Genomic DNA, 19,024 nt, shown 5'->3' on the forward strand with positions numbered 1-19,024 from the left:
CAAGCAATTTTGGCAATAGTAATATTAATCAAAGCAAATGAAAAACATACTATACATACTGATTATCTTTTGGGCACTTCCATCTTTTTCCCAGAACCATTCAGAGGTGAAAGTTGAGATAGACTTTGAAAAAACCCATCAGAAAATTAAATGCTTTGGTGCATCGGATTCCTGGAGATGTCAGTTTGTTGGTGAACACTGGCCAATTGAAACACGGAAAAAGATTGCAGAATTACTTTTTAGCCTTGAAATGGATAAGGATGGAAACCCCTTAGGTATAGGGCTTTCAAATTGGCGTTTTTATTTGGGGGCGGGTTCTGCTGAACAAGGGGATCAGTCAGATATACGTAACGTGTGGCGCAGGTCCGAATGTTTCTTGGATGCCAATGGCCATTATGATTGGACCAAGTACAAAGGACAGCGATGGTTTTTAAATGCAGCCAAAGAAAATGGAGTCCCTGTATTTACAGCCTACACCATTTCACCTCCGGTTTTTTATACCAAAAATGGATTAGCACATGCTACCAAGGGTGATTTAGGATTTAATTTAAAACCAGAATACTATAAGGCTTATTCCAAGTATCTGGTTGACGTTATCGAACATTTTGAAAAAAGGGAAAATATACATTTTGATTTTTTAAGTCCATTTAATGAGCCTCAATGGGCATGGGACAAAAGCAATCAGGAAGGTACTCCAGCAACCAATACTGAGCTTTTTAATTATGTAAAAGTTCTATCCGTGGAGATGGCCTCAAGAGGTGTAAAAACAAAGTTGCTTGTAGGTGAGGCTGGAGATGTTGGTTATTTGTATCAGAAAAAAGGTAAAAATAATAATGGCGATCAAATAAACGCATTTTATAATCCAGCGTCAGATTTATACATCGGAGATTTTGAAAACCTGGAGTATGCCATTACTTCACATTCCTACTTTACAACCTGGCCGTTAGATCAGCAAATATTATATCGTCAGAAATTGGCTGCCAGAATTAAAGAGATCAACCCAAAAATCGATTATCATCAAACAGAATTCTGTATCCTCGAAAAGAATTCCGAAATAAAAGGAGGTTGGGGTCGCGATACAGGAATGGCAACCGCATTGTATGTGGCCCGCGTGATTCATTCTGATTTGACGATTGCCAATGCAAGATCCTGGGAGTGGTGGACCGCATTGTCTCAATTCAACTTTAAAGATGGTTTAATTCATCTTGATGATGGTTTAGGGAATGGAGTAGAAAGTGATACATCTAAGCTTAATCATCAATTGATGTTCAATGGAAATATTTCCGAAACCAAATTATTATGGGCATTCGGAAATTATTCACGCTTTGTTCGGCCAGGGATGACACGTATTGATGTGGAATTAGAGAGTGACTTAAGTTTACTGGATCAAGCAACGGATTTACAAGTTTCTGCATTTAAGGATGCTTCAAAAGCAAAAGTTGTGTTGGTATTCATTAATCATAAAGAGGAAGATAGGCTGGTTAAGTTGGATGGAATTAAGTGGAAGGATGCATCTATTTATATTACAGATAAGGAAAGAAATCTGGATAAAAAGAAAGTGAGGAACAAAGAGTTGTTGCTGCCTAAACGATCTGTGTCAACTTTAGTCATTGCCAATGAACGGATATTAAAACAGAATTAATAATAAACATAAGGAAGAGAAGAAACATGAAAACACAAATAAACATGAAAACACGGATTTATGAAAGTGTTAGAAATTTCACATTAGTTGTCTTTTCAATAACGATGTTGAGTAGTTTTTCGAAACGGGATAATATGGAGATGACGGAAGAAATGCACTCGGGGAGTTTGAGTAATTCGATCGTACAGACTGACTCAATAGCCGACAACAGCAAAGGTGAAAATAGCGTAAATGCCCGTAAACAGAAGATTACACTACCAACATACGGTTTGGGGAAACCAGAGATTAACCCGGTATTTTTTGAAAAACGAGTTTACCAGGGCTCGTCAGGTAAGGTTTATCCAGTTCCTTTTATCGATAAGGTTTATGACGAAAAAACGGATGAAACCTACGAATCGGTAGTCCTTGAAAACGAATTTGTGCGCTTGGTAATGTTACCCGAAATAGGTGGGAGAATTTTTGAGGCACAAGATAAAACCAATGATAATTACAATTTTTTCTATCAACAAAAGGTAATTAAACCGGCCTTAGTTGGTTTGGCAGGCCCTTGGATTAGTGGCGGTGTAGAATTTAACTGGCCACAACATCACCGTCCCGGCACGTATCTGCCGAGCGATGTTTACATTGAAGAGGAAGCGGATGGGGCAAAAACATTATGGATGTCGGAATACGATCCAATGTACCGTTTAAAAGGTATGCACGGCATCCGGATTCGTCCGGGAAGCTCTCTTGTTGAGCTACGCGGAAGACTTTTTAATCGTACGCCTTTAACACAAACATTTTTGTGGTGGGCCAATGTAGCGGTTGAAGTACATAAAGATTACCGTAGCTTCTTTCCACCTGATGTACATTATGTGGCCGACCACGCTGTTCGTGCACAAAGTAGTTTTCCAAATGCCGAAAACGATTATTATGGAATACCGTATCATGAGAGACCTGGCAAAAACGATTTGCGTAATTATGATAATATTCCTGTACCTACCAGTTACATGGTTTGCGATACAAAATACGACTTTTTTGGAGGTTATGATTTCAAAGCTGATGGTGGATTTATTCATGTGGCCAACCGCCATATTGCTCCGGGAAAAAAGCAATGGACTTGGGGTAATCATGACTTTGGAAGGGCCTGGGATCGTGAATTGACTGATGAAGGCGGACCGTACTTTGAACTTATGGCAGGTGTGTATACGGATAATCAACCCGATTTTACCTATTTGCTCCCGTACGAAACAAAAACATTCTCTCAATATTGGTGGTCATTTAAAAAACTTGGTCCCGTACAAAATGCCAACAAAGACTTGGCCATTCGTCTTGAAATTCAAGAGAACAATAAGTTGGATTTAGGGGTAGCAAGTAGTCGCAAACTAGAGAACCTAAAATTCATTTTGAAGATTGGTGATAATGAGAGAGCTTTTGAAAACAAAACAGTAACTCCGAATGAGCCATGGCAAGATAATACCATTAAGATTAAAGATGGACAGAAAAATACTGTTTCATTAATCGTTCAGGATGAGAATGGTAAAGAGTTATTAGCTTACCATCATCGTGAAATCAATAAAGAACGTAACAGAAAATTGGCGTTTGAACCAGAAGAGCCTAAAAAAGTTGAAAGTGCTAACGATCTTGAATTGATAGGAGAACATCTTGAGTTGTATCGTCACCCAACGCGTTATCCGGAAACATATTGGAAAGAAGCGATTAAGCGCGATCCTAAAAGTTATAAGTCTTACATTGGACTGGGACGTTTAGCGCTTAAAAGTGGAAAATTTGCTGAGGCAGAAAAGAATCTTAAGGCAGCCATTGAAATAATGACTACTTATCATCCAAATCCTGCGTCAGGAGAGGCACACCATTTTTGTGGACTGGCTTGTGCGCTTCAAGGTAAATATGGCGAAGCTTATGGTTTATTCTATAAAGCTACCTGGAATTTCGAATGGCGTTCAGCATCATATTATCAGTTGGCAACAATTGATTGTATGAACAACGATTATGATACGGCATTGGAACATCTTGAAGAGTCGCTAAATACCAACAGACAAAATAATAAAGCAATAATTTTAAAAGCGGTTATTCAGAAAAGACAAGACAAAAAAGCGCTTGCTCAGGAAACCTTAAAAGCGCTTTTCAAAACTGACGCTCTTGATCAGTGGGCAAAATTTGAAGCAGCAAACCTGTCGGGTAATTACGATGATTTTATTCAATCGTCAAGAAATGATGCACAAACAATTATCGACATAGCATTTGATTATGCAGAAGCTGGTTTTTATAAGGAAGCGATTGATTTAATCGAACTTCATCATAAAAATGAAATCCCGAAATGTGTTGTACCAAACCCTATGGGTAAATCGGTAATGACACAGTTTGTACTGGCTTGGTTATATGATAAAGCAGGTGATGAATCAAATTGTACTAAAGTACTAAGTAAAGCGAAGGATGCTTCGTACGACTACTTTTTCCCATCAAGGCTTAATGAGCAATTGGTGTTGGAGTGGGCAATTGAGAAAGCAGAGCTTAAGTCACTTGCAGCATATGGTTTAGGTAACTATTACTTTAACCTAAAAAGACATGAGGATGCTATAAAATCATGGGAAATAGCTGTAGCAGCCAATAGCAAATACGGAACGTTATACCGTAGTCTGGGAATTGCATATTGGAATGCACGTGGTGAAGGTGAAAAGGCAAGAGAGGCTTATTTAAAGGCTATTGGGTTCTCGCCTGAGGATATGCGAATCCGTTATGAATACGACCAACTTAGAAAGAAATTAAACGATAGTCCAAAAGAGCGCTTAGCAAGTTTAGAACCTATGCTAGAGAAAATTAAAACACGTGATGATTTTTCTGTAGAGTTGGCAGCATTATACAACTTTAACGGTCAACATCGCAAAGCGCTGGATTTAATGGAGAACCGTAGCTTCCATCCATGGGAAGGTGGTGAAGGTCAGGTTTTAAAGCAATTTACTGAAGCTTGCCTTAAATTAGGACAGGAAGCATTGAAGAAAGGTGATGCTAAAACTGCCTTACAGTATTTTGAAAAATCGATGAACACACCAGATAACCTGGGAGAAAAATATCATCCACTTCAAGCTGTTGCACATATCAATTATTGGAAAGCGATGGCACTAAAAGCAATGGGTAAGAAGAAAAATGCAAATGCACTTTTCACAAAAAGTACCCTTGAAGAAGGTGATTTTATTAACATGGCTGTAAGTGCATATTCCGAGTTGTCATACTTCAAAGCACTTTCATTAATGGAGTTAGGAAAAAAGAAAGAGGCTGAAACCTTACTGAAAAACATTAAAGCATTTGCTGAGGCCAAATTAAAAGAAGAAGCGGAAATTGACTATTTCGCAACTTCATTGCCATTACTTCTGGTATTTGAAGATGATATTCAGAAGAGAAATACCATTGATGCAAAATATTTAATTGGACTTGCTGAGGTTGGACTTGGAAATACCAAAAATGCAAAGGATATACTTAAGGAAGTTTTGGTATTGAATTCGATGCATGTTGGGGCAAAAGAACTATTGGAACAGATTTCTCTTTAGGTCTGCCATAATTTAAAAAAATAAAATATGAAGTCAATATCGAGAATTATAGCATTACTCTTAGTCGTAATTATGGCAAGTTGTACATCTTCTTCGGTTGAAGAAATAAATCTTGAAGGAGAATGGACAGTTGTTTTAGATTCTGCAAATGTTGGCTTATCTGAGGAATGGGCGAAAAATAAACTGAATGGAACTCCCATTCAGTTGCCCGGCACCTTGGATGATGCTGGATTAGGAACAAAAAACACGCGTAAGCCTGAAATGAACAACGACATATTATGTGCGTTAACGCGAAAGCACCAGTATATAGGGGCGGCCTGGTATCAAAAAGAGATATTTATACCTGGTGAATGGAACGGAAAGCAATTAACATTAGAGTTAGAACGTGTTATTTGGGAATCTAAACTATTTGTTGATGGCGTATTGATAGGGAAAAATGAAAGTTTAATTGCGCCTCACAGGTACGACCTAAGTTCGGTTTTAACTCCAGGTAAACATACCTTGACTATCAGGATAGATAACTCAAACTTATATCCATTCATAAATGTTAAAGGTAACAAATATCCAGATCCGGTAAATCAGGACATGGCACATGCCTATACCAACCACACGCAAATTAAATGGAACGGCATAATTGGTGATATCAAACTAACTGCCAACAAAACAAATAAAGTAGAGAATCTTCAAGTATACTCAAATGTTTCCGAGGGAACAATTAAAGTAACATTTGAAGGAATTTCAAATACAGATTTGGAATTAAACTACCAAATATCTTCAACAGATGGTGAGGTGATTGCAAATGGATTCAGTAAAGGAGTAAATACCATAATAATACAGAAACCTCACAAAATGAAGCTTTGGGATGAGTTTACTCCCAATTTGTACAACTTTAATTTAATTGCTGGTACCGATACAACTTCTGTTCAGTTTGGTTATAGGGAAATTCAAAAGAACAATAAAGTACTAACGCTAAACAACCAACGTATTTTCCTTCGAGGAAATCTTGAATGTGCCATATTTCCATTAACCGGACATCCTCCGATGGAAAAAGCTGAATGGGCAAAGTTAATTGCTCAAGCAAAAGCTTATGGATTAAACCACTTGCGTTTTCATTCGTGGTGTCCTCCCAAAGCTGCTTTTGAAGCCGCTGATGAAGCCGGGTTTTATTGTCAGGTCGAATTGCCTCATTGGAGTTTGATGTTTGGTAAAGATCAAAAAACTACTGATTTTCTAGTGAGTGAAGGCAATAGAATATTAAATGAATATGGGAATCATCCTTCCTTTGTGTTAATGGCTTTAGGGAATGAATTGGAGGGAGATGTGGATTTGTTGAATTCAACTGTAGCCAAGTTAAAGGCTAAAGACAACCGTCATTTATATATGACAACCTGTTACTCATTTCAACGTCCGTTAGGATTGGTAGCTCAACCACAAGATGACTTTTTTGTGACGCAAAAAACGGATAAAGGTTGGGTGCGTGGTCAGGGAATTTTCAATGCAAAGCCACCTCATTTCAACGAGGATTATAGTGCAACCAGTGAACATGTTCCCGTTCCTATTATTTCTCATGAGATTGGTCAATATTCGGTATATCCTGATATGACAGAGATTGAAAAGTATACTGGTGTTTTACAGCCATTAAACTTTATGGCAATAAGAAACGAACTGGAGAAAAAAGGACTAATGGATTTGTCTGATGAGTTTACTTATGCGTCAGGGAAACTTGCAGCTATGCTATACAAGGAAGAGATTGAAAGAGCCTTAAAAACGCCAGCTTTTGATGGTTTTCAGTTATTGCAGTTGCAGGATTTTCCCGGGCAAGGAACTGCATTAGTTGGTTTGTTAAATGCTTTCTGGGAATCGAAAGGCGCAATAAGTGCTGAAGAGTTCAGAGAGTTTAATTCAGAGGTTGTACCTCTTATCCGGTTTGAAAAGGCTGTTTATGAAAATGGCGAGAAGTTTAGTGCTTCATTAGAAATTGCCAACTTTTATAAAGAGATGAAAGGGCAGGATTTAGAATGGTCTTTTACGAATAAAGTTGGTGAAAAAGTAAAAGCCGGAGTTATTAAAGGTGTTGATTTGAAAATTGGTAATAATATCAATTTGGGCAATATAGAAATAGATGTGAATGTTGAAAAGGCTGCAGAATTAACCTTTAATCTCGCTTTAAAAGGTACCGAATATAAAAATAAATGGCATGTTTGGTTTTATCCAAAGAAAGTGAAAACATCCTCCGATAAAGTGATCATTACCAACTCTTATGAAAAAGCGAAAAAAGAGTTAAGTAAAGGTAAAACGGTACTGTTAAATCCTGATTATAAAAATATAAAAGGAGTTAATGGACGTTTTGTTCCAGTATTTTGGAGTCCAGTTCACTTTCCAAATCAACCGAGTACCATGGGTCTGCTAATGGATGAAAACCATAAGGCATTTAATGATTTCCCAACGAAAGGTTATACAGAATGGCAATGGTGGGATTTATGTATTCAATCTAAGTCTTTAATTGTAGATAGCTTGGATGTTACACCTATTGTGCGTGTTATTGATAATTTTGTTACCAATCATCATTTGACGAATGTTTTTGAAACGAAGGTTGGAAATGGAAAACTGATCTTTTCATCTATTGATTTAATGAATGAACTTGAAAAGCGACCAGTTGCCCGTCAACTAAGGTCAAGTCTTTTAAAATATATGGTAAGTCAGGACTTTAATCCATCTGGTTCGGTAAACATGGAAGATCTTGATTTTATGGATGAGAAAACTAAAAAGCAATTCAAGGCTTCTGATATTTATGATGAATAATAAATTTATGACACCTGGTACTCAAGGCATATTAAACTGTTTGTTGATCCTGTTGTTTCTAAGCTGTGGGGATGTTTTAGGGCAAAACAGACCCAATATCTTATGGGTGACTATTGAAGATACATCACCACAATTTATTGGATGCTACGGTAATAAAGATGCACGCACCCCTGAGATAGATAAACTGGCATTGAAAGGTGTGCGATTTGAGAACGCCTTTTCTACCGGAACGGTTTGTTCTTCAAGCAGGAGTACAATCATCACAGGTGTTCATACTTTTGAGATGGGAACCGGGCACCAGCGAAGTGCCTATCCTATCCCAGATTTCATTAAAGGATTTCCATATTTTCTTAAGCAACAAGGTTACTATGTAAGCAATAATAGTAAAACAGATTATAACATCGCGAATGCCGATGAGTTTACAAACGAGGCTTGGCACGAAAGCTCCAGCAAGGCGGGTTGGTGGAAACGTCAACCTGGTCAGCCTTTTTTCTCAGTGTTTAATATTGCCGATTCTCATCAGTCCAGGACCATGACAAATTCGTATGAGTGGTATCAGAAAAATGTATTGGAGAGGCTTTCTCCAGAGCAAAGGATTGCTGAGGATGAATTCAAAATGCCCCCATTTTATAATGACACACCAGAAATGCGAAAGCATTTTGCACGGGTATATAATTCTATTAAACTAACCGATGTGCGAATAGGTGAAATATTACGTTGGCTTGAACAAGATAATTTAAGGGATAGTACCATTATCTTCTTTTATGCTGATCATGGCGAAGGAATACCCAGATGTAAGGCCAATGGCATTAATCTGGGATATCGGGTTCCATTTGTAGTCTGGTTTCCTGAGATGTACAAACATCTTTCCCCCTGGGGAACAGGAGGTGTAGTTACCGATGAACTGATTGATTTTAAAGATTTGGCACCTACATTAATTCATTTGACTGGAGGTATTGTTCCGGAATATATGAAGGGGCGTGTTTTTATTGGGGATAAAGTTGCTGATCCAGCAAAGTATATTGAATTGTCTACCGATAGGGTGGATAATGGAATAGACCTTGTGCGCAGCATAACAGATGGTAGGTTTATCTATTCTAGAAACTATATGCCTTTTATGCCACAGTTCCGCTATATCAATTATTTTGAAATTGGAGATATAAGCGTACAAATGAGGAAGGATTACGGGAAAGGGTATTTAAATGCGATGCAAAAATCGATTTTTTCGGAACGTCCTACCGAATATCTCTACGACATAGAGAATGATATATGGGAGACACGCAATCTGGTTGACGACCCGGAATACAGAAAGATACTGTTAGCAATGAGGAAACAGTTGGAAAAAAGGATATTGGGCTCACGCGATGTGCTCTTTCTGCCAGAATATGAAATGGCATCCATATCTAAGAACGAAACCCCTTATGAATACCGGATGGATAATAAACGGTTTTCAGTAAAGAAAATTTATAAAGCGGCTTCTTTATCTGGAAGTAGAGGGGATGAGGCGGCAAGGAGACAGCAGAAATTATTGAAAAATTCGAATAAAATAGTACGCTACTGGGCTATTACAGGAATGCGCTCGCAGTCTGCAAAATGTATAAAAGCATATAAGGATGATATTCTTGGCCTGATTGACGATGAATATCCACCGGTTGCCGTAACGGCTGCAGCGGTAGCATCTCATAACTTTGACCATGCCGATGCAAAAATCAAATTAGCAGAATCCTGTAAAAGTAAAAACAAGGATATCGCATTAATGGCAGTAAATTTTCTATTGTATCAGGATAATAAAGATGACTTTATTGAGGTAGTTAAGTCGGTTTATAAGGTTCCCAATCAGGATAATAGTGTTAAATCTGCATGTAAGGATTTTCTGAGTATCGTGGGTTTAAAGACTTCAGAATATTAAATAAAAAAATAAGCAATGGTAAATAAAATAAGTAAAGATAAGGTGTTGGTGTTTCGTGGTTTGGGTATAAGGTTGGTGTTTGGTGTTATTCTTTTTTTAGGAAGTCATAAAGCTTTAGATGCCCAGGAAAATGACAAGCAACAAAAGGACAGTGATTATTTAGCCGAACTGAAAGAACAGCTTGTATTAGTATGGCCCAAAAACAGAACCATTAATATTGTTTTTCATGGTCATAGTGTACCTTCCGGTTATTACAGAACGCCAAAGGTGAACACGCTTTCTGCCTATCCACATTTATTTCTTGAATATTTAAAAGAGAACTATCCCAATGCAGTAATTAATTGCATTACTACTTCCATTGGAGGAGAGCAGTCAGAACAAGGAGCTAAACGATTTAAAAAAGATGTATTGCCATTAAAGCCGGATTTGCTTTTTATTGATTATGCGTTAAACGATAGGGGCATTGGTTTGGAAAGAACAGAGAAAGCATGGCGGTTTATGATTAAGAAAGCTTTATCATCAAAAATAAAACTTGTACTGCTTACACCAACCCCTGATTTAAAGGAAGACATCCTTAACGATAATACAAAGCTTGCCGGATATAGTAATTTGATTAAGAGGTTGGGCGAAGAATATAAAATTCCCGTAGTAGATGTTTATGCTCAGTTTAAGAAAATGAAAAGGGAAGGTGTGGATTTGAAGTTATTTATGAGTCAGAATAATCACCCTAATAGTTTAGGGCATCAGGTTGTGTTCATAGAATTGGCAAAAGCACTTTTTTAAGAAATTTATAATTCAAATACAGCATGCGATATATTTTACTAATAGCAACCATATTTTTATTTGTGAAATGCACTAATCCTGTTAAATCAGCGGATTCAAATAAAAAGCAACCCAATATTATTCTGATAGTTACCGATGATCAGGGGTATGCTGATTTAAGTGCATATAAACATGTTTCGGCCAATTGTAAAACACCTAATATGGATCGAATAGCTCGAAACGGTGTTCTGTTTGATCAGTGTTATGTTTCCGGACCAGTTTGTAGCCCATCGCGTGCAGCTATTTATACAGGGAAATACCAGGAACGATGGGATGAAAAGATGAGCTGGGGTCCAGGACTACCTGTTAACGTTCTTACTATTGCTGAATTACTTAAGAAAAATGGTTATACAACCGGAAAGGTAGGGAAAAGTGATTTTGGAAGAAATTACCACAATCCGGAAGCAAGGGATTTTCCTAACAACCATGGTTATGAAAGCTTTATTGGATTTAGTGCCCATGCCCACGATTTCTTTTTGCTGGATGAAGATATTGAAAAAGCTACACCTGATCCGTATGGAGAAAGTGCTTCTCTTGGCAGAATATTTAGAGATAAAGTTAAAGTAGGATTTAAAGACACCTATAGCACAAACCTTTATACAGATGAGGCCTTACAATTTATTGATAAAAATAAGGATAAAACTTTTTTTCTGGATTTAGCTTATAATGCAGTACATGAATTAATTCATCAGGTACCCGAGAAATACCGTGAAAAATGGGATGCTCCCAAAATACCGAATTATGATCCCTCCATGGGAACATATAACGATTACTATTATAAATATACCAAAGTGGGAGAAATAACAGATGAAGGAAAAAGAAAACTTTATCTGGCCAACTTAAATTGTCTGGATGATAATATTGGTCGCCTGTTAGATCGTTTAAATGAACATAACTTACTTGATAATACTTTGATCATGTTGGTTTCGGATAATGGAGGAGAGCCACTAACTGGTGCGAATAACTTGCCGCTGAGCGGATCGAAATACACAATGCACGAAGGTGGAATTCGCGTGCCTTTTATTATGTCATGGCCAAAAGAGTTACCATCCGGGAAATTATATAATCATCGGGTATCCACTATGGATATTGTACCAACCTGTCTGGAAGCTGCAGGAATAAAAGCAGATAAATCTATAACGTTTGATGGTGGTAGCTTGTTACAACCAGTTGTTAAGAACGAACCTACACTAATATCAAAGCAACCATTGTGCTTTAAGTTTGATAAGCAATGGGCTATTATTGATAATGGTTGGAAACTTGTTTTTGCAGAGGATTATTGTCCGAAATGGCGCCCCATTACTTCTCAGATTATGTTAGGTTCAAATAGTGGAAAGTTAGCATTGTATAATTTAAAGGAGGATATCGGAGAAAGAAATAATCTGATAGAAATTGAGTCTGAAAAAGCCAAAGAACTACAAGCTAAATTTGATCATTGGCTTGAGAAAATGAATGATGATCATGGTAATTATGTGTTTTGGCAAGCAGAGTAAATCGAAAATATTATTAACAAATAAGAATTTAAGAAGATGTATAGATTCAACAGCATACTATTTTGTGTCTTAAGTATTTTACTGTTTTCCTGTACTAAAAATGGACCTCAAACTAAACCCAATGTGCTTTTTATAGTTGCAGATGATCTGGGTTATCATGATTTGAGCTGCATGGGAAGTACTTATTATGAAACACCGAATATTGACCAGATAGCAGGTGAAGGTATGGTTTTTACTGACGGCTATGCAGCTTGTCAGGTATGTAGCCCCTCTCGAGCCAGTTTAATATCAGGAAAATTTCCGGCTCGGCATGGTATTACCGACTGGATTGGTGCCGCTACAGGTAAAACATGGAGTGATGCTGGTTATAACACAAAATTAATGCCTCCTGAATACAATCATCGTTTATCAAATGAATATATCACTTTGCCGGAAGCACTAAAAGAGGCTGGTTATAAAACGTTTTTTGCAGGAAAATGGCATGTTGGCGATAAAGGATCATGGCCTGAGGATCATGGCTTCGATATTAATATTGGAGGATGGGATGTTGGAAGCCCTAAAGGTGGCTTTTATGCGCCATGGAATAACCCTAACTTGCCTAGTGGTCCCGATGGAGAAAGTTTAACCATGCGACTTGCTCAGGAAACAGCAGATTTTATTAAAGCACATAAGGACACGTCCTTTTTGGCCTATCTGTCTTTTTATGCAGTACATGCTCCCATTCAAACGACTCACGAGAAATGGTCAAAATACAGAGATAAAGCTGAAGAACAAGGTATTGCTGATTCAGGCTTTGAAATGGAAGCACGCTTACCTATTCGAAATGTACAAGATAATCCTATATATGCTGGTTTAATTGAAACAATGGACGATGCTGTGGGACTTGTGTTAAACACATTAAAAGAGCTTGGATTAGATGAAAATACCATTGTGATTTTCACAGCCGACAATGGTGGAGTTGCTTCGGGTGACAATTTTTCAACCTCGAATCTACCACTTCGTGGAGGTAAAGGCTACCAGTACGAAGGTGGAATTCGTGAACCTTATTTTATTAAAGTTCCGGGATTAACTGATGGAGGATTGACCTGCCATAGTCCGGTTTCTGCCGTCGATTTATATCCTACAATTTTGGATTTGGCGAAAGTTAATTTACGCCCCGAGGAGCATTCGGATGGAGTAAGTTTATTGCCTCTTTTAAAAGGAGAAACAATTCCTGATAGGCCTTTGATATGGCATTATCCACACTATGGGAATCAAGGGGGAGATCCCGTTTCTATAATTCGTTTGGGTCACTGGAAATTGATACATTATTACGAAACAGGATTAGAAGAATTATATAACTTAAAGACAGACCTAGGTGAACAAAATGATCTGGCGGTACAACATCCATTTCAGGTGAAAGAACTTCATGAACAGCTTTTTAACTACTTACATTCTGTAAATGCAAAGTTTCCTGAAAAGGATCCAAATTATAATGAGAATAAAGCCAAAGAGAGCAAAAAATATAGAGAGGAGACCTTATTACCTAACCTGGAAAAACAAAGGTTGAATTTTCTCTCAAAGGATTTTAATCCTGACAATGATTGGTGGGGTAGTGCAGTTACAAATGATTAATCGCTTTAATATGAAAAAGAATGTAGTAATATTTTTGTTAGTGACTGTTGGTGTTATTGTTGGATTGATTTTTCATAAATCAAGACCAATTCAAAAATTAGGCTATACAGAGCAAGCAGAACTTAAAACAGATAAAGAACATGAAGAACGTCCTAAACTTACTCTTTCAGCCGAAGAAAAAGCCGTAAACAAAAGACGTCAGGAAAGATCATTAAAAGCGGAGAATGCCTTAAAGAGTGTTTCCAACACATCATCTTATGCGGATGGGCAAATCACTGGGACGTGGGAGCAGTTTAGGTTTTTAACATACGATGGGAGTCCATATGGATTTAGAACAGTAGGGTCTGTATACGACCAAGCCAATGATGTTATTTATGCTATAAGCTATGCCGGACATATTTGGAAAATTAACAGAGAGTCCGGAGATGATTCGAAAACCGATTGGGAAGTGATGAATCACACAGGAAACTTCAGTACCTCTTATATTGACGGTTTAAATAAAGCAGATCAATCTTTCAGGATGATTCGCAGCGCTGCCAGCAGGATGCAATATAGCGACAATGAAGGAAAGGAATGGATTAATGCAAGCGGCGTGCAGTTTACTGCTAACACATACGAAGGAGCCATTGTAAAAACAGAAAACGGCAATAAAGTATTTGTACTGGTTAAAACAAGTTCAAATAACCAACAGGTTTATGTATCCAGTGATGATGGAACAACATACTTGCCACTCTCAACAAAATTTAACCCCAGCAGCTATTATGTAAAAATGTTTAGAGTCCATAATTCTGAATCAGTGTTTCTAGCCGTGTATAATTATGCCGATTCCAAAGTCAGCATTTATGAGCATGCTGTAGATGCTCAGGATTTTACATTAATAAATACATCATCAAATACCTTTGTTAGTTTGGATAGGATTTTTGGGACTTATTATAATGGGAACTACCATTTTTACGTTGCAACAAAATATTCAAATATTTACTATTCAACAGATAAAGGAGCAAGCTGGACACATAAGCAGATAGATATAAGCAATGAAAGTGGAGATACAAATGCCAGAGATGTACACCCAAATAAACCCAATGTAATAGTAAGAGGATACTTAGATGCTAATGTATCAATAAATTATGGTACATCTTTTAGTAATTTCGGTCACCGCTTAGGTTGGGATGTACACCATATGAAATTTTATAAGAGAAAAGATAATAGTTGTTTTTTCTTTTTAGGTAAAGATTTCGGATGTTATATATCCGATACGCCTGAGCTTTGGTCAAGTTATGTATCGTTGAACTATGGAGCGCCAGCCCAAATGTGTTACGATGCAGATCATGGACAAAATTATTACAGTTCGTTCACCAGCACCCAGGATAGAGGAACTGTTGGCTTTTTGACTTCTTCAAATGAGGCAGTCACAGAGGATGTGCGAACAACTGACGGATTAAGAGTGACATTAGCAAATAATGATGCTTCTGTTTGGACTTGGATGTATTTTGGAACGATTTACCATAAATCAAATTTTTTGGCAGAAAACTCGGGTCTTATCTCAATTAATTACCCGACAGGTAATTGGTGGGCTGCACCAATGATTCCTTCTCCTAACAAAAATGAGGATGCTGTATATTTAGCTTATGGAAATAATTTATCTAAATTAACATTTAACCCTGAGCAGCAATCGATTATTCAAACAAAGCATTATTTCGATTTTGAAAAAGAAACGGGTAGTGAAATTACCGGCTTTGGATACTCACCCATTAACACAAAGCGATGGTATGTTTCTGTTAAAAATGGCGTTTTCCTGTATTCCTTGGATGGCGGACAAACATTTGAGAAAACTACTTATTCGGGTTCAGTGCCTAAAGCAAATGACCAATCATATAATTACCATAGAAATCAGCATATTATAAGGGCCTCGAATATGAATGAAGAAGTAGTTTATTATGCCGGTGTTGGAAAAGTTTTTTTGATTAGTCAAGATGGCGGTAAAACCTTTACCAACCATAATAATGGTTTGGATGTATATAGGATACGAGATTTTGATTTATCCGCTGATGAGAAATTTATTTATGCGGCATGTGGTTCTGGAGGTATATGGGTTTACTCTGTAGATGATGATAGGTGGTATGAGATGAATGACGCATCAATTCCTTACGTAGAGTATACTGATGTTGAGTTTATAACAAAACAAAATGCAGTTAAGTTTGCAACTTATGGGAGTGGTATATTAACCTTTAAAATCGATGAGAATTTCCAGAATATTATATACCCTGATAATTTAGTTGCCGAAGTAGGAAGTGAAGGCACAATTAGCCTTCAGTGGGAAGATAATTCGGATAATGAAGAAGGTTTTATTATTGAACGAGCAAGAAATGGTGTTTTTCAGCAAGTAGCCAGTGTAAGCGCCAACACCGTTTCGTATATCGAACCTGATGTTCTTGAAGAAGGAAGTTATCAATATAGAGTAAAAGCGTTTCATTCAAATGATGAATCTTATTATTCTAACTATGTTGTTATTAAGGCTATATCGGAAGGCACTGTTTCTAAAAAAACTTGGACGTTAGTAAGCGTTGATAGTGAAGATTATGTAAATCCACAATTAGCAACTTATGCTTTTGATGATAATCCCGGAACATTCTGGTTTACGCAATGGTCTGGCGGACAACCTCCTTATCCTCATGAAATTGTTATCGATATGAATGAAACGCATAGCTTTATCGGTTTTAGCTATATGCCACGACAGGATGGAAAAACAAATGGAAGCATTAAAGATTATGAGTTTTATATTTCTAATGATAATGCAACGTGGACTAAGGCTGGTAGCGGAACCTGGGAAGGTTCTTCAGATTTAAAAGAGGTGTATTTTTCGGGAAGTAAAAATGCCAGGTATATTAAACTAGTTGGTTTATCGGGTGTTAATGGAACTAACTTTGCGAGTTGTGCAGAATTGTCAATCCTTACTAAAAGGTTAGAACCAACGTTACCGAATGCTCCTCAGTTTGTTCAAGGTGGAAGGTTATCTGATACGCAAATAGAGCTGGTATGGATGGATTTGTCTAAGGATGAAAAAGGGTTTGTCGTTGAACAATTTGTAGACAATGCATTCACACCTATTTATACTTCAGGTAAGGATGCGACTACTTATAATCTCCAAAATACAAATAAGGATGAAACTTATTGGTTTAGGGTTTATGCTTTTAACGATATAGGAAACTCAGCGTATTCAGATACCATAACAATTGGCTCAAAAGAATTTTCTAATGTGGGCATCTATGATTTGATTGATGAAGAGGATATAAAGATTTATCCAAATCCATTTATAAATGAATTACATATTAGTTATGAAATAAGCAATTTATTTTCTGAGTGGGAACTATTAGATATGTCTGGAAGGATGATTAAAAAAGGCGATGTCTCAGAATATCAGAATCAAGTTAGCATTAGGGTTCAAGATATAATACCAGGCGTTTATATTGTAAGGTTATCAGGAGAGAAGGGAAGTATATCTAAAACTGTAATTAAAAAATAAATAGATGAAACTTGCACAAGCTGTATCGCTTTGACAGAACAGCTTGTGTTCGTAGTCTATTATATTTTGTCTAATAATCTCTTATTTATTAAGTATATGAAATTTTCTTTTTCAACTATAATATTGTTGCTATTGGTAGGCAATGTTTATTCTCAGTTTATCGATGCTGAAACACCTGAAAATGCAAAACCAGCAAACGATATAATTAGTAAGGAATGGAAACTGGATTTCAGTGATGAATTTAATGGAACAGAAGTAAATACGGTTAAATGGAATATTGATAACAGCACCAAATCGAGAAATGCACGACCTAATATTGGAATTTATGATTGGAGATGGAAACCTGAGAATGTTTCTGTTCTGAACGGCAATTTGATTTTAAAGGTTCATAAAACCGGAAACAATGCCATGACCAACGGATCAATACAAAGTCATAATAAGTATTCAACCCAATATGGCTATTTCGAAGCACGAATAAAGGTGGGTGATGCTGCAAAGGGTACACATACGGCCTTTTGGTTGCAAGGTCCAAATATGGGTAATGTAGATGGAACCGCCAATGATGGGGCTGAGATTGATATCTTTGAAACAGCCTGGACAGAGGACTATACAAAGTCCGTTGTTCATATTGATGGATATGGAGCAGATCATAAAGCGAATACCAAAAAATATGATACACCAGGCATACATTCGGGATTTCATACCTGGGGATTTCATTGGACTGAACAATTTATGGATATCTATTATGATGGTGTTTTTAAAGTAAGATATTCAGATCCTAAATGGGTAGTGAAAAGTCCCGAGTTTCTTTGGCTTTCCAATGGGGCAAGTTTTGGGTTAAGTGGCGATCAGTATTTTATTGATTTACCGCTTGGTTATTTGACCGAAACACAGGTGGACTATATTCGTGTTTGGAAATCATTGAGTGAAACAGAAATAGATCCTACATTGCTTAAGCAAGATACATGGAGCTTGCTTAGTGCAGATAGTCAGGATGAAGAAAATCCCCATCTGGCTGTTGATGCTTTTGATAACAACCCTTATACTTTTTGGTTTACACAATGGTCAGGTAGTCAGCCTACACATCCCCATGAGGTACAAATAGATTTAGGTGAAACAGCAGATATAAGCGGTTTTAAGTATCTACCACGCCAGGATGGAAAAACCAATGGAAATGTGATAGACTATGAATTCTATGGAACTAATGATTTTAATAATTGGGGTGAGGCTTTATCAATGGGTAAATTTAATGGTGATAACACCTTGAAAACTATTGATTTGGGTCAGACGGTGAATTGTAAGTACATTAAATTTGTTGCGTTGTCTGATGTCAACAGTACTCCTTATACCAATGTTGCCGAGCTGTATATAAAAGGTCAATATCGTAACGTAGGCATAAGGGATAATCTAGTGTACGTAGATATTAAGGTTTTTCCAAATCCATTTCAGAATCAGATAAATGTAGAATGGAATAATAGGGCAGATTTTAATCACTACCGTATTTATTCGATTGATGGAACCCTAATAAACAAGGACATAATAACTGAAAATCAGAAGTTAAGAATCACTACGCGTAATATGCAACCAGGCGGATATTTAATAGAATTGCTTGGGCATAAAACAAAAGCTGTTAAAAGAATCGTTAAAATATAGGATACCAGAAATTATTGATAG

The 19,024-nt window shown here is 37.1% G+C and carries 9 protein-coding genes; all 9 read left to right on the top strand.

The window, feature by feature from the left end; all coding sequences use genetic code 11:
• The first annotated feature begins 37 nt into the window (after window positions 1–37).
• Window positions 38–1,642 (top strand): glycoside hydrolase, encoded by a 1,605-nt coding sequence (locus tag ACRD64_RS18145; RefSeq protein ID WP_430934879.1) that lies wholly within the window; start codon window positions 38–40, stop codon window positions 1,640–1,642.
• A 44-nt stretch (window positions 1,643–1,686) separates the two neighbouring features.
• Window positions 1,687–5,187, top strand: coding sequence for a DUF5107 domain-containing protein (locus ACRD64_RS18150; protein ID WP_430934880.1), 3,501 nt, complete (start codon window positions 1,687–1,689; stop codon window positions 5,185–5,187).
• Window positions 5,188–5,214: 27 nt separating this feature from the next.
• Window positions 5,215–7,989, top strand: a complete 2,775-nt coding sequence (locus ACRD64_RS18155) for a sugar-binding domain-containing protein (protein ID WP_430934881.1) — start codon at window positions 5,215–5,217, stop codon at window positions 7,987–7,989.
• Window positions 7,979–9,898 carry a sulfatase family protein gene (locus tag ACRD64_RS18160; protein ID WP_430934882.1) on the top strand — a complete coding sequence of 640 codons (1,920 nt, stop codon included), beginning with the start codon at window positions 7,979–7,981 and terminating at the stop codon, window positions 9,896–9,898. Before ACRD64_RS18155 ends, ACRD64_RS18160 begins: the two co-directional genes overlap by 11 nt.
• Before the next feature lie 15 nt (window positions 9,899–9,913).
• Complete coding sequence (locus ACRD64_RS18165; protein WP_430934883.1) at window positions 9,914–10,681, top strand: SGNH/GDSL hydrolase family protein; 768 nt, start codon at window positions 9,914–9,916, stop codon at window positions 10,679–10,681.
• A gap of 23 nt (window positions 10,682–10,704) precedes the next feature.
• Complete coding sequence (locus ACRD64_RS18170) at window positions 10,705–12,213, top strand: sulfatase family protein (protein WP_430934884.1); 1,509 nt, start codon at window positions 10,705–10,707, stop codon at window positions 12,211–12,213.
• 123 nt (window positions 12,214–12,336) lie between these two features.
• On the top strand, window positions 12,337–13,827 hold the full coding sequence (locus ACRD64_RS18175) for a sulfatase (protein WP_430934885.1): 1,491 nt from the start codon (window positions 12,337–12,339) through the stop codon (window positions 13,825–13,827).
• A gap of 10 nt (window positions 13,828–13,837) precedes the next feature.
• Window positions 13,838–17,350, top strand: a complete 3,513-nt coding sequence (locus tag ACRD64_RS18180; protein ID WP_430934886.1) for a discoidin domain-containing protein — start codon at window positions 13,838–13,840, stop codon at window positions 17,348–17,350.
• 45 nt (window positions 17,351–17,395) lie between these two features.
• The gene (locus tag ACRD64_RS18185; RefSeq protein ID WP_430934898.1) at window positions 17,396–19,003 is read left to right on the top strand and encodes a discoidin domain-containing protein; all 1,608 of its coding nucleotides are present in this window, start codon (window positions 17,396–17,398) and stop codon (window positions 19,001–19,003) included.
• Window positions 19,004–19,024: the final 21 nt, after the last annotated feature.

The sequence above is a fragment of the Saccharicrinis sp. 156 genome, assembly GCF_050589685.1.
Taxonomy (GTDB): domain Bacteria; phylum Bacteroidota; class Bacteroidia; order Bacteroidales; family Marinilabiliaceae; genus Saccharicrinis.